General features: G+C 74.7%; 10 protein-coding genes. 4 read left to right on the top strand and 6 right to left on the bottom strand.

Annotated features, from left to right (window positions below):
* Positions 1–64 precede the first annotated feature (64 nt).
* Both ABT048_RS21925 and ABT048_RS21920 read right to left on the bottom strand, forming a co-directional pair.
* Complete coding sequence (locus ABT048_RS21925) at positions 65–931, bottom strand: alpha/beta fold hydrolase (protein ID WP_350523121.1); 867 nt, start codon at positions 929–931, stop codon at positions 65–67.
* A gap of 127 nt (positions 932–1,058) precedes the next feature.
* Complete coding sequence (locus tag ABT048_RS21920; RefSeq protein WP_350523120.1) at positions 1,059–2,447, bottom strand: amidase family protein; 1,389 nt, start codon at positions 2,445–2,447, stop codon at positions 1,059–1,061.
* 338 nt (positions 2,448–2,785) lie between these two features.
* Here ABT048_RS21920 and ABT048_RS21915 point away from each other — a divergent pair, with 338 nt between their 5' ends.
* Both ABT048_RS21915 and ABT048_RS21910 read left to right on the top strand, forming a co-directional pair.
* Positions 2,786–2,980: a hypothetical protein gene (locus ABT048_RS21915; protein ID WP_350523119.1), complete on the top strand. Its 195-nt coding sequence runs from the start codon at positions 2,786–2,788 to the stop codon at positions 2,978–2,980.
* Positions 2,981–3,256: 276 nt separating this feature from the next.
* Entirely contained in the window at positions 3,257–5,251 is a 1,995-nt protein-coding gene (locus ABT048_RS21910; protein WP_350523118.1) for a sensor histidine kinase, read from the top strand.
* 126 nt (positions 5,252–5,377) lie between these two features.
* Here the strand turns inward: ABT048_RS21910 and ABT048_RS21905 are convergent, their stop codons facing one another.
* Positions 5,378–5,590 carry a hypothetical protein gene (locus ABT048_RS21905; protein ID WP_350523117.1) on the bottom strand — a complete coding sequence of 71 codons (213 nt, stop codon included), beginning with the start codon at positions 5,588–5,590 and terminating at the stop codon, positions 5,378–5,380.
* Positions 5,591–6,061: 471 nt separating this feature from the next.
* Between ABT048_RS21905 and ABT048_RS21900 the strand changes: the two genes are divergently transcribed.
* Both ABT048_RS21900 and ABT048_RS21895 read left to right on the top strand, forming a co-directional pair.
* Positions 6,062–6,658, top strand: a complete 597-nt coding sequence (locus ABT048_RS21900; RefSeq protein ID WP_350523116.1) for a TetR/AcrR family transcriptional regulator — start codon at positions 6,062–6,064, stop codon at positions 6,656–6,658.
* A 216-nt stretch (positions 6,659–6,874) separates the two neighbouring features.
* Positions 6,875–7,492 carry a TetR-like C-terminal domain-containing protein gene (locus ABT048_RS21895; protein WP_350523115.1) on the top strand — a complete coding sequence of 206 codons (618 nt, stop codon included), beginning with the start codon at positions 6,875–6,877 and terminating at the stop codon, positions 7,490–7,492.
* 179 nt (positions 7,493–7,671) lie between these two features.
* Here ABT048_RS21895 and ABT048_RS21890 read toward each other — a convergent pair whose 3' ends face one another.
* The 3 genes from ABT048_RS21890 to ABT048_RS21880 all read right to left on the bottom strand — a co-directional run bounded on the left by ABT048_RS21890 (position 7,672) and on the right by ABT048_RS21880 (position 11,799).
* Complete coding sequence (locus ABT048_RS21890; protein ID WP_350523114.1) at positions 7,672–9,036, bottom strand: FAD-dependent oxidoreductase; 1,365 nt, start codon at positions 9,034–9,036, stop codon at positions 7,672–7,674.
* 220 nt (positions 9,037–9,256) lie between these two features.
* Positions 9,257–10,117: a slipin family protein gene (locus ABT048_RS21885; protein ID WP_502894053.1), complete on the bottom strand. Its 861-nt coding sequence runs from the start codon at positions 10,115–10,117 to the stop codon at positions 9,257–9,259.
* 242 nt (positions 10,118–10,359) lie between these two features.
* A complete protein-coding gene (locus tag ABT048_RS21880; protein WP_350523112.1) occupies positions 10,360–11,799 on the bottom strand; it encodes an MFS transporter in 1,440 nt (479 codons plus the stop codon).
* Positions 11,800–11,828: the final 29 nt, after the last annotated feature.

The following is an 11,828-nucleotide window of genomic DNA, read 5'->3' as shown; positions in this document are numbered from 1 at the left end:
CGGTGCCCGGTGCGGCCGCTGCGGGTCACCGCGCGGTGGGGTCGGGTGCGGGGAGGGCGGCCGGTCAGCCGGCGGTGGCGCGGGCGGCCTGTTCGATGACGTCCGCGACGAGGCGCGGGCGGGAGACGGCGACGGAGTGCGAGGCGGCCACCTCGGTGGTGTGGGCGTGGGCGCGCTCGGCCATGTAACGCTGCACCGCGACCGGGATGTTGAGGTCCTGGGTGGTGACGACGGACCAGCTGGGCGTGGTCTGCCAGGCCGCGCCGGCGGCCTTCTCCTCCAGGGCCGCCTGGGCGATCGGGCGCTGCTCGGCGGCCATCAGGGCGGCCCGGCCGGCCGGGACGTCGGCGGCGAACTGGTGGCGGAACGCGTCCTGCTTGATGTAGAGGTCGGTGGCTGTGCTGCCGTCACCCTGCCGGTAGGTGACGGGGTCCAGGGCGCCGGGGAGGGTGGAGCCCGGGTACCTGTTGGTGAGCTCCAGCGCGGTCTCGCCGGGGGCGGGCAGGAAGGCGGCCACGTAGACGAGGGCCTTGACGTCGGGGTCGTCGGTGGCGGCCTCGCTGATCACGGTGCCGCCGTAGGAGTGCCCGGCGAGGATCTTCGGGCCCTTGATGTGGTCGAGGACGGTGCGCAGGGCGGCGGCGTCGGAGGCGGGGCCGCGCAGCGGGTTGGCCGCGGCGACCACGGGGTAGCCGTCGGCGCGGAGTTCGGCGATGACGCCGTTCCAGCTGGAGCCGTCGGCGAAGGCGCCGTGCTCCAGGACGACGGTCGGCTTGGCGCGGCCGCCGAAGGCGTCGGCCCCGGCCCCGGCGGCGCCGCCCGCGCCGAGCGCGGAGCCGGGGGCGGTGAACGCGCACAGCGCCAGGCCCGCCGTGGCCGCTGCGACCGCACTCGCCATCAGCCGCTTGCGCCCACCCTTGATGCTTGCCACGACAAACCCCTTTTCGGATATTCCGGACATGGCCGGGCCGGCTGGTGCCGACTCCGTCACCGCTTTGACTGGTGATGAGTTTGTCGTGGCGTCGCGTTACCTGTCAAGGCGGTGACGCGATGGCGGGCTACCCGCGCCGCACCAGGGCGTCGACCCGGACGGCCACGGACAGCAGCTCCCGGTCGGCCCACCGGCGCCCGATCAGCTGCAGGCCGACGGGCGGTGACGCGGTGACCGGAAGGGGCACCGTGACCGAGGGCAGGCCGGCGACGGCGGCCGGGGAGGTGTTGCGGATCAGGGTGAAGAACGTGGGCACGTCCTGCCCGTTGAGGGGGAGGGAGTCCTCGAAGCGGTGCAGCGGCCGGGCGCACACCGGGACGGTGGGACTGAGGATCGCGTCCAGGCCGTTGGCCGTGAACAGGTCCTCGTAGGCCGCCTGCATCACGCGGCGCCGGGCGAGCGCCCCCTGGAGGGCGGCGTCCCCGGGGTACCCGGGGCCGGTGGGCAGGGCGGTGGCCTTGAGCATGTCGCCGATGACGGGGTCGGAGACCGCGTCGAGGACCTCGGCCGGGGTGAGTCCGGCGCGGTGCTCGTCGAGGTAGCGGCCGAGGGCGTCGGCGAACTCGCCGAAGACCAGCGGGAATCCGATCCGGGAGTCGTGCTCGACCAGGTGCGCCGTGTCCACCGGGACCCAGGTGGTCCGTTCGGTGGTCAGCCGGTCGACGGCGTCCTGCCAGGCGGCCCGGACCGGGCCCTCCAGATCCTCGGTGAACACGTGCCTCGGCAGGCCCAGCCGGAGCCGGCGTCCCGGGTCCTGCGGGCTCCCGGTCGCGCCGGTGACGACGGTGTCCAGCGTCAGGAGGAGGTCCAGGGTGGTCGCCATCGGGCCGGGTGTGTCCCGGGTGGGGCTCAACGGCGTGACGCCCGCCGAGGGGTAGCGCCCGGCGCTGGGGCGCAGGCCGTAGATGCCGTTGAGGGCGGCGGGGATGGTGATCGAACCGCCGGTGTCGGTGCCGAGCCCGGCGTCGGCGACGCCCGCCGCCACCGCCGCAGCCGTGCCGCCGCTGCTGCCGCCCGCGAAGAGGGCGGGGTCGGTGGCGTTGCCGACGGCGCCGAAGGCGTGGTTGCACGAGGTGGCCCCCAGGGCCAGCTCGTGCATGTTCGTCTTGCCGAGGACGATCGCCCCCGCGGCGCGCAGGGCCCGTACGACGGGTGCGTCCGTGGCGGGGACGAACTCGGCGAGCGCCGGGGTGCCGGCGGTGTTGGGCAGGCCGGCGACGTGGATGTTGTCCTTGATGACGAGGCACCAGGGGGCCGGCTCTTCCTGCTTCTCCTCCTGCCCCTGCTGCTCCGCCCCGCGCCCGCCATCGGCGTCGTGGCGGGCCGCGGCGGCGAGCGCTCCCTCGGTGTCGAGCGTGATGAACGCGTTGAGGTGCTCGGTCGCGGCGGCGCGGTCGAGCGCTGCCTCCACCGTCTCCTGCGCGCGGCCCCGGCCGGTCGGGTCCGGGTTGACCATGGACGTGTCTCCTTGTGACGGTGCGGGTGAACGGCTGCGCCGCGGCCCCGGCCGGGCAGTGCCGGCCCGGCCGGGACCACGCCGGAAAGGGACACTAGCGGTGTCGCCAGGCCGGTACCACCCGGTAACTGGGCGCCGCGGGTGGAGCGTTGGACCGGGCCGACGGCCCGGCGTCGACCTGGGTCGGGCGGAGCGGAGCACGCACGTGTGTGCGGCGGCGAGGTGTGGAGCCCACCGCGTCATCACCTGCTTGACAGGTGATGGATCCGCGCGCACGCTGGTGGCGTCGTCGGCGGCACCGAGGGAGCCGCCCGGGACCGGCGAAGTGGAGAGTGGCCATGGACGAGGACCGCACCCGCGACCCCGCCGCCGAAGCGCGGCACGCGCGCTACGGGAGGCTTCCCGAGCGCATCCGCTTCGAGGACATGACCGAGGAGGTGGACACGGCGCCGGGCCGCCGGGCGGGCGACCCGTACGACCCCGAGGGCTCCTGGAGGTTCTACAACTGCCTGGCCGTCGACCTGGGCGCGTAGCCCCCGTCCCGCCGTCCTGCCGTCCTGCCGTCCTGCCGCCCCGGCTCCCCGCCGTCCTGCCGCGCCGCCGCCCGGCGGACGCCCGTCCGGGGTGCGTCGCCCCGCCGGGGCCGCTGCCTCATGTGCCCGGGACACCGGGTGCAGGAGACTTCTGGCATCCGGTGGGTCGTCGGAGAGGACGGGGTGCTCATGGCTGCGGAGAGTGCGCGGAGAGCCTGGCGGCGACCCCGGTCCCGGCCCCGGCCCCGGTCCCGCCCGGCGGAGCGCCGGCTGGCCATGGCGGGGCTGTGCGCCGTCGTCTGCCTGGTGGCCGGCGGACTGTGGATCGGCTACGTCCTGAGCCACCAGGGGTCCGCCGGGCTCTCCCAGCCCGTCCACCACCTGGCGGTCCTGGGCTACGGCCTCGCCGCCGTCGCCGGCGGGGTGCTGCTGCACGCCCACCGGCCGGGGAACCAACTCGGCTGGGTGCTGCTCGCCTACGGCACGGCGCTGATCGTCCCGCTGGCCGCGCAGACCCCGGTCTGGGTCGAGGTGGACGATCCGCGCGTCGTCGGGGCCGTGGTGGTCCTGACGTCGATCGGGTACACGGTCAGCGGCACGCTCTGGCACGCGCTGCCGCTGTTCCTGCCGGACGGGGCGCTGCCGAGCCGCCGGTGGTGGTTCGCGATCGGCGCCGTGGCCCTGTGGATGCTGCCGCAGGCCTGCTACTACGTCTACCAGCCCACGGTGTTCGGCCGGCCCAACCCGCTCGCCGACACCGCCGTCGCCGGCTGGCTGCGGGCCTTCAACGACCGGCTGCACCTCACCCAGCTCGTCGTGTTCGTGGTGCTGACCGTCCTGGTGGTCCTCGTCCCGCTCGCCCGCACCCGCGGGATGCCCCGGCGCCGCCGGCAGAACGTCCTGATCGCCCTCGGCGTCTACCTGCTGTGGGGCGGCGCCGAACTCGGCTACTACTTCGACGACCAGAGCACCCCCTCCTACGTCGCGTTCGCGGTGGCCTCCGCGCTGTGGACGCTCACCCTGGCCGTGATCGTCGTCCGCGACGGCTCCTGGCGGCTCGACCGGGCGGCCCGGCGGGTCCTGGTCGGGCTGCTGATCGCCGCCGGGCTGGTCGTGGTGTTCGTGCTGGTGGCCTGCGTGCTCTCCACCATGCTGATGCCCGGCCGGCGCGGTGCGGGGGCGCTTCTGCTGGTCGCCGCCGTCTTCCTGCTCGCGGCCGGCCTGCCCCGGGGCGTGCGCTGGGCTTCGGGTGTCGTCGACCGCTGGTACTACGGCGCGCGCGCCCAGCCGTACCAGGTGCTGCGCAGCCTGGCCGGACGGGTCAGCCAGACCGTCGACCCGCAGGACGTGCCCGCCGTGCTCTGTGCCACGGTCAGTGACGAACTCCGGCTCTCCGGTGTGGCGTTGACCGTCTCCACGCGCGGCGGCGAACGCCCGCTGGCGGCCGTCGGCGACCGCTCCGGCAACAGCGAGGCCTTCGCCCTGGTGCACCGGGGCGCCGAGATCGGCCGGCTCACCGTCGCGCCGCGCCCGGGCCAGCGGGCCCTCGACTGCAGCGACCGCGACATCCTGCGCTCGCTCGCCGACCAGGCGGCGCCCGCCGTCGCCTCGCTGCAGCTGATGGAGGACCTGCGGGCCAGCCGCGAGCAGATCGTCGCGGCCCGCGAGGAGGAGCGCCGGCAGCTGCGCCGCGACATCCACGACGGACTCGGGCCGATGCTGGCGGGTCTGCGGCTGCGGTTGCAGGGGGCGGCCGCGGTGGACGACCCGGCGATGTTCTCGGCCACGCTGACGCGGGTCTCGGACGACCTGGCCACGGCGGTCCGGGAGGTGCGGCGGATCACCGACCGGCTCGGCCCCACCGCGCTGGGCGACTACGGGCTGTCGCGGGCGCTGGGCCGGCTCGCGGAGACCTTCAGCGGCGACGACCTCGCCGTCACGGCCCGGCTGCAGCCGGACCCGCTGCCGGAGCTGCCCGCCGCCGTGGAGGTCGCCGTCTACCGGATCACCGCGGAGGCCCTGAACAACGTGCTGCGGCACGCCCGGGCGAGCAGTGCCACGGTGTCCGTGCGGGTGGACGGCGGGGACCTGGAACTCCTCGTCGAGGACGACGGGCAGGGCCCGGGGCGCCGCGGACCGGCCGACCCCGGGGTGGGGCTGCGGTCGATGTCCGAGCGGGCCGCGGAGATCGGCGGCAGCTGCACGGTGGACGCCCTCGGGCGCGGCACCCGGGTGCACGCGGTGCTCCCGCGACGGCCCGCGAGCGGCTGAGCGCGGCGGCCTGGCCGGGCTGCCGCGGCCGCGGGCCCGGTCCGGACCGGCCCCGCCCCCGGCGCGACGGGCGCTCCGGGGGCGGGATCCGTGACCGGGTTCGAGGACGGGGGATCGATGGCGGGTTCAGTTGCAGTTCGGCGGGTTGGGGCACAGGCCCTTGGGGCCGCCGCCTCCGGGCGCGTGCCCGATGTGCGGTCGGCGCTTCGCTCGGTGGCCGCCTGCGCCGTGCTCGACCGGGCACCTGCACGCCCGGGCGGCCGCGGCGACGCTGATCGCGGCGAAGAACGCCGCGGCACCGGCCGCCAGCAGCGCCGTACTGGCCGTTCTGTCGGTCATGGTGACCTCCACGGTGGGTTTCGCAGGTCGGTCGTGCCGGCCTGCTCCTCCATGCCACCGCCGGTCGCGCCCTGTCCGCATGGGGCGACGGTCCCGTCCCGGTCCCGCCGGGCGGGAGCGCGCTCACGGTTCGTGGCGCGGGCACCGGGGAGCCTCTGTTCGAAGCGTATCCGGGCGAACTCTCGCCGCAAGTCGGCCAGTTGGCACCCGGTGCCAGCCGGTGCGGCGATCCGACCAGGACGGGGGCCGGGACGTCGGCCTCCGTCGGCGTCGGGACGTCGGGGGCTCCGTGCCGGTGGTGGCGGACCCGGCGCACGGGTGCCTCCTTTCCGCCCCGGTGGGCCGGTCCGGGATAAACTTGACCGGCGGTCAGGTTCTTGCCTGCTGCCGTACTGGACCGGCAGTCCAGTTGTCCGCCGGAGTGTCGGCCGGGTGTCCACGGGGCGCCGGGCGAACAGGGAAGAGGACTCGATGACGGACGGCCGACGCGAACGCGCCGACGCGACCCGCAACCGGCGCGCGATCCTGCGGGCGACCGAGGAGCTCCTGGCGGGGCACCGGCCCGAGCAGATCTCGATGGAGCAGGTCGCGGCCGCCGCCGGGGTGGGGAAGGGCACCGTCTTCCACCGCTTCGGCAGCCGGATGGGCCTGATGCGGGCGCTGATGCAGGAGCGGGCCTTCGACCTGGAGGAGGCGGTGCGCTGCGGGCCGCCGCCGCTGGGCCCCGGCGCCCCGGCCCGGGAGCGGCTGCTGGCCTTCCTGGACGCGGTGGTCGACGTCGTCTCCCGCAACAAGAGCCTGCTGGCCGCGCTCGGCCACGCGGTCTCCGCGAACCCGCCCTCGCCCGACCAGGGGCCGCGCGAGGCGCACCCGGTCTACCGGGCGTGGCACGAGCACCTCGCCGCCCTGCTCTCCGAGCAGCGGCCGGAGCTGGACGCCGAACTCACCGCCCACATCCTGCTCGGCGCGCTGCACAGCGACCCGATCCTGCGCCTGCTGGAGCAGGGCGAGGGGGAGCGGCTGGCGGACGCGCTGCGCGAGCTGGCCGTGTCGCTGCTCGGCCGCTGACGCCGGCCCGTGACAGGGTTGGGAGGGAACGGGTTCGTTCACTAACATCGTCAGTAGCCCCGTGACGGGGAATGGCCGGAGGAACGGGACAACCCGTTCGCCCGCGGGCGCCGACTGCGGCCCCGAACGGAGATTCGGTGGTCCGGAGAACCGCGGCGCGGGTGAACGCGTGTACCGATGGGATCGAGGAAGGACGACTGGAGAAGGTGCGCAGCCATGACCGCTGAAACGGATGCCGTGCGAGGACCGGTGGCGGGCGCCCCGCTGCGGCGACGCGGCGAGGCGCTGGAGAGCGCCATCTACGAGGCGGTCCTCCGACAACTGACCACCGACGGCTACGCCCGGCTGACCATGGAGGGCGTGGCCGCCGCCGCGCAGACCGGGAAGGCCGCGCTCTACCGCCGCTGGTCCTCGAAGGAGGACCTGGTGATGGACGCGCTGAGGGCCAGCCTGCCGCCCGGCGCGTCGGCCCCCGACACCGGCAGTCTCCGCGGCGACCTGCTGGAAGTCGTGGCCAGGCTGCGCGCCGCGATGTTCAGCGAGCTGGGCGCCGCCGTCCGGGCGATCATGAGCGAACTCGACCACCAGCGGGCCCACGCCTTCGTGGCGATCGTCTTCGAGCGGGTGGTCGAGCCGACGACGGCACTGCTCGCCGAGGTGCTGGACCGCGGGACGGAACGCGGCGAGGTCCGCCCGGGGGCGGTCACCCCGCTGGTCACCGACGTGGTGCCGGCGCTGATGCTGTACCGGATCAAGATGTGCGGCGGGGACGCGGTGCAGCTCGACCCGGAGGAGATCGTGGACGAGGTGCTGCTGCCGATCGTCCGCCCCTGACGGGCGCGGTACGGCGATCGGCAGCGGCCCTCGGGAATTCCCTCCCCCGGAATCAAGTCGGAATCGAGCGGGAATCGAGCGGGAATCGAGCGGGAATCCCGACCGGAGCGGTCCGGTGCGGTTACCGGCGAGGATTCCGGGGGAATTCCGGAGGTTTTCGGTGAAGGCGCGGGAGGTGTTCACGCCCCGCTGCGGCGGAGCATCTCCTCGCGCTCGACGACCTTGACCCGCTCGCGGCCCTCGGCCTCGCCGAGCGCGCGCTCGTGGGCGTCGAGCAGCTGCCAGCCCGCCCAGGTGGTGTACCGGACGCCCTGGCCGCGCAGGTGCTCCTCGATCGCCGCCGGATCGGGTTCGGCGGCGCCGGGCAGCCGGCCCGCGGCGTGGTCGTCCAGCAGGCAGGCGACGGTCTCGTTGGCGTCGCCCTTGGTGTGGCCGATCAGGCCGACCGGGCCGCGCTTGATCCAGCCGGTGACGTAGGTCGCGGTGCGGTGCGAGCCGTCGCCGTCCAGGACCCGGCCGGCCGTGTGCGGGACAGTGCCGGAGACCGGGTCGAAGGGCAGCTTGGGCAGCTCGTCCGAGTAGTAGCCGACGGCCCGGTAGACCGCCTGCACGTCCCAGTCGGTGAAGCGGCCGGTGCCGCGCACGTTGCCGGTGCCGTCCGGCTCGGTGCGCTCGGTGCGCAGCCCGACCACCCGGCCGTCCTCGCCGAGGACCTCCGCCGGGGACTCGAAGAAGTGCAGGAAGACGCGGTGCGGGCGGTCGCCGACGTCGCGGATCGCCCAGTTCTCCAGCGTCGCCGCGACCAGGTCGACGTGCTTGACCGCGCGGCGCTGGGCGATCGAGCCGGCGTCGTACTCGATGTCCTCGGGGTCGACGATCACCTCGATGGTGGGGGAGTGGTCCAGCTCGCGCAGTTCCATCGGGCTGAACTTGGCCTGGGCCGGGCCGCGGCGGCCGAAGACGTGCACCTCGCGGGCGCGGTTGTGCTTCAGGCCCTCGTGGACGTTCCCGGGGATCTCGGTGGGCAGCAGCTCCTCGGCGGTCTTGGCGAGGATGCGGGCGACGTCCAGCGCGACGTTGCCGACGCCGAGCACTGCGACCTTCTCGGCGTCGAGCGGCCAGCTGCGGGGCACGTCCGGGTGGCCGTCGTACCAGGAGACGAAGTCGGCCGCGCCGTAGGAGCCGTCCAGGTCGACGCCGGGCAGGTCCAGCGGACGGTCGGCGGTCGCGCCGGTGGCGAAGACCACGGCGTCGTAGAACCGGTGCAGGTCGTCCAGGGCGAGGTCGGCCGGGTAGTCGACGTTGCCGAACAGCCGCACCTGCGGCTTGTCGAGCACCTGGTGCAGGGCCGTCACGATGCCCTTGATGCGGGGGTGGTCGGGTGCGACGCCGTACCGGATCAGACCGAACGGCGCGGGCATCCGCTCGAACAGGTCGATCGAGACGCCCGGCGTCCGGGCGGCGTCGGACTTCAGCAGGGCGTCGGCGGCGTAGATGCCGGCGGGGCCGGCTCCGACGATCGCGACTCTGATCGGGCGAGGCATGACGGGCGGTCCTCCGGTCGGTGCGCAGCAGGAGGTGGTCTGGACCCGTTCAGCCAACCCCGAGGTGGGGCGCGGGTGTAGTCGGTTCCGATCTATGGGGTCATAGGGACGACCTATGGGTACGCGGGAACCCGGGGCGGCCGGGCCGGGCGGGTGCCCGGAGCGGCCGCGTGGGGTGGTGTGCGTGGGTGGTGTCCGCGTGGGTGGTCCGCGTGGACGGTCAGCTCCCGTCGGCCGGGGTCTGGGCGGGCACGGCGGGCACGGCGGGCACGGCGGGCGGCTGTGCCACGGCCCCGGCGGTCTTGTCGCCGTCGGCCGGTCCGTCCGCGATCCGGGCGGCGGAGGCCTCGAAGAAGCGCAGCAGCTCCACCGGGAACGGCAGCACCAGCGTCGAGTTCTTCTCCGCCGCGACCTCGACCACGGTCTGCAGCAGTCGCAGCTGCATCGCCGCCGGGGTCTCGGCCATCCTGGTGGCCGCCTCGGCGAGCTTGGACGCGGCCTGGAACTCGCCGTCGGCGGTGATGATCCGGGCCCGGCGCTCGCGGTCGGCCTCGGCCTGGCGGGCCATCGAGCGCTTCATCGAGTCGGGCAGGCTCACGTCCTTGATCTCCACCCGGTCGATGTGCACGCCCCAGCCGGTCGCCGGGCTCTCCAGCATGACCTCCAGCCCCTGGTGCAGGTTCTCCCGGCCGGAGAGCAGGTCGTCCAGCTCGCTCTTGCCGATGACCGAGCGCAGCGAGGTCTGGGCGACCTGCAGCATGGCGAAGGCGTAGTTCTGCACGTCCACGGTGGCCCGGATCGGGTCGATCACCCGGAAGTACAGCACGGCGTCGACGCTGACCGAGACGTTGTCCTTGGTGATGCCCTCCTGCGCGGGCACCGGCATGGTGACGACCTGGACGTTGACCTTGCGCATCCGGTCCAGCACCGGCAGCAGCAGGGTGACGCCGGGCTCGCGGACCCGGCCGCTCACCCGCCCGAGGCGGAACACCACGCCGCGTTCGTACTGCTGCACCACCCGCACACCGGTCAGCAGCCAGAGCAGGACCACCACGGCGACGATCACGGCCACTGCCACGATTCCGACCTCCCCCGTCGCGGCGCAGCCGGGCCGGGTCCGGGTGGGCCCTGTCGCTCGGTGCGAGCCGCGCAGGACAGTATGCTCCCGGCCCGCCGGGCCGGACAGACGGGTGCGGGGCGGTTTTGACGGATCTTTGCCACCGGCTCCGCTGCGGGCGCCTGCGGCCCTGAGCAGGTGGCTCGTCAGCGGACCGCGCCCCGGCGGACTGCGCCTCAGTGGACAGCGCCTCAGCGGACAGGGCTTCAGCGGGCGCCGGCGCGTTCCGGCTGCTTCGCGCCCGGTGTCGCTGCGGCCTCGACCCGGCGGCGCGGGCGGCCGGCCAGCGCGTTGATCGCCGCGACGGCCAGGCCCAGTCCGAGCGCGATCAGCCAGGCGCGCCGCTGGTCGAGGTGCGGACCGGCTGCGACCGAGGCCAGCACGGCCACGCCCAGGGTGCTGCCGAGCTGGCGGGAGGTGCTGGCGAGCGCGGAGGCCACGCCCGCCTGCTGCGCCGGCAGACCGGTCACCGCGGTGTTGGTGATCGGTGGGTTGACCAGGCCGAAGCCGAGCCCGAGCACGAGGTACCCGGCCGCGTACGGCAGGTAGCCGTCGCCCCCGGCCGCCAGGGCGAGCAGTCCGGCGCCCAGCGCCAGCAGCAGGCCGGAGCCCACCAGCAGCCGGCGCGCCCCGACCACCAGCAGGAGTCGGCCGCTCAGCGGCGACACCACGGCGATCATCAGCGTCGCCGGGAGCAACGCCAGTCCCGTCTCCAGCGCGGAGGCGTGCCGCTGCTGCTGCCAGTACACGCTGGACACGAACAGGAAACCGGCGAGGATCGCGAACGCCAGCACCGCGCTGACCGTGGCGGCGGTGAAGGTCGGGCGGCGCAGCAGCGCGAGCGGGAACACCGGGTGCGCCCGCTCCTTCTCGACGGCCACGAACGCCACTCCGCCGCCCACCGCCAGTGCCCCGCACACCAGCGGGGTGACGCCGCCGAAGCCGGCGTGGGCGCCGTGGATGAGCAGTTCGGTGACGCCGAACACGGCGACCGCGCCCAGGGCCAGCCCGACCGGGTCGAACGGACGGGGCGCACCGGCCCTGGTCTCCGGTACGCGCACCGACGCGGCCAACGCGAGGACCACCACCGGCAGGTTGACCAGGAAGATCCACCGCCAGCCCAGCGCGTCGATGAGTGAGCCGCCGACCAGCGGGCCGACGGCGGCGGCCAGCCCGAAGATGGCCGCCCAGAAGCCGATCGCCCGGGCCCGGCGCACCGGGTCCTCGATCGCCGTGGTCAGGGTGGACAGCGCGTTGGGGCCGAGCAGCGCGGCGCCGCAGCCCTGCAGGACACGGACGGCGATCAGCTGGTCGGGGCTGCCGGCGAGTGCGCAGCCCAGCGAGCCGACGCCGAAGACGAGCAGTCCGGCGCGGAACATGGTGCGCCGCCCGAGGCGGTCGCCGAGGGCCCCGGCGAGGAGCAGCAGCACCGCGAGGGTCAGCGTGTAGGCGTCCACGATCCAGGCCAACTGGGAGGGCCCGGCCGCGAGTTCGGAGCGAAGGGTGGGCAGGGCGACGTTCACCGCGGTGGAGTCGAGGCTGGTGATGAACAGGGAGGCGCCGCAGACGACGGTCAGGCCGGTCGGGCCGAGGACCCGGTGTTCGCGCGGCGGCCGGTGGACGTGTCGGGGCACGGCGGACGGCATGGGGGACCCCTTCCGGGTCGAGACGGGAA

This window comes from Kitasatospora sp. NPDC096140, assembly GCF_040303045.1.
Taxonomy (GTDB): domain Bacteria; phylum Actinomycetota; class Actinomycetes; order Streptomycetales; family Streptomycetaceae; genus Kitasatospora.
The sequence above is the reverse complement of the archived record's forward strand: the minus strand, read 5'-3'. Positions and strand labels throughout refer to the sequence as shown.

Excerpts from the sequence above, each read along its gene's own strand:
- ABT048_RS21910 (WP_350523118.1), top strand. The coding sequence starts at position 3,257 with ATGGCGGGGCTGTGCGCCGTCGTCTGCCTGGTGGCCGGCGGACTGTGG.
- ABT048_RS21905 (WP_350523117.1), bottom strand. The coding sequence starts at position 5,590 with ATGACCGACAGAACGGCCAGTACGGCGCTGCTGGCGGCCGGTGCCGCG.
- ABT048_RS21895 (WP_350523115.1), top strand. The coding sequence starts at position 6,875 with ATGACCGCTGAAACGGATGCCGTGCGAGGACCGGTGGCGGGCGCCCCG.
- ABT048_RS21900 (WP_350523116.1), top strand. The coding sequence starts at position 6,062 with ATGACGGACGGCCGACGCGAACGCGCCGACGCGACCCGCAACCGGCGC.
- ABT048_RS21890 (WP_350523114.1), bottom strand. The coding sequence starts at position 9,036 with ATGCCTCGCCCGATCAGAGTCGCGATCGTCGGAGCCGGCCCCGCCGGC.
- ABT048_RS21920 (WP_350523120.1), bottom strand. The coding sequence starts at position 2,447 with ATGGTCAACCCGGACCCGACCGGCCGGGGCCGCGCGCAGGAGACGGTG.
- ABT048_RS21880 (WP_350523112.1), bottom strand. The coding sequence starts at position 11,799 with ATGCCGTCCGCCGTGCCCCGACACGTCCACCGGCCGCCGCGCGAACAC.
- ABT048_RS21915 (WP_350523119.1), top strand. The coding sequence starts at position 2,786 with ATGGACGAGGACCGCACCCGCGACCCCGCCGCCGAAGCGCGGCACGCG.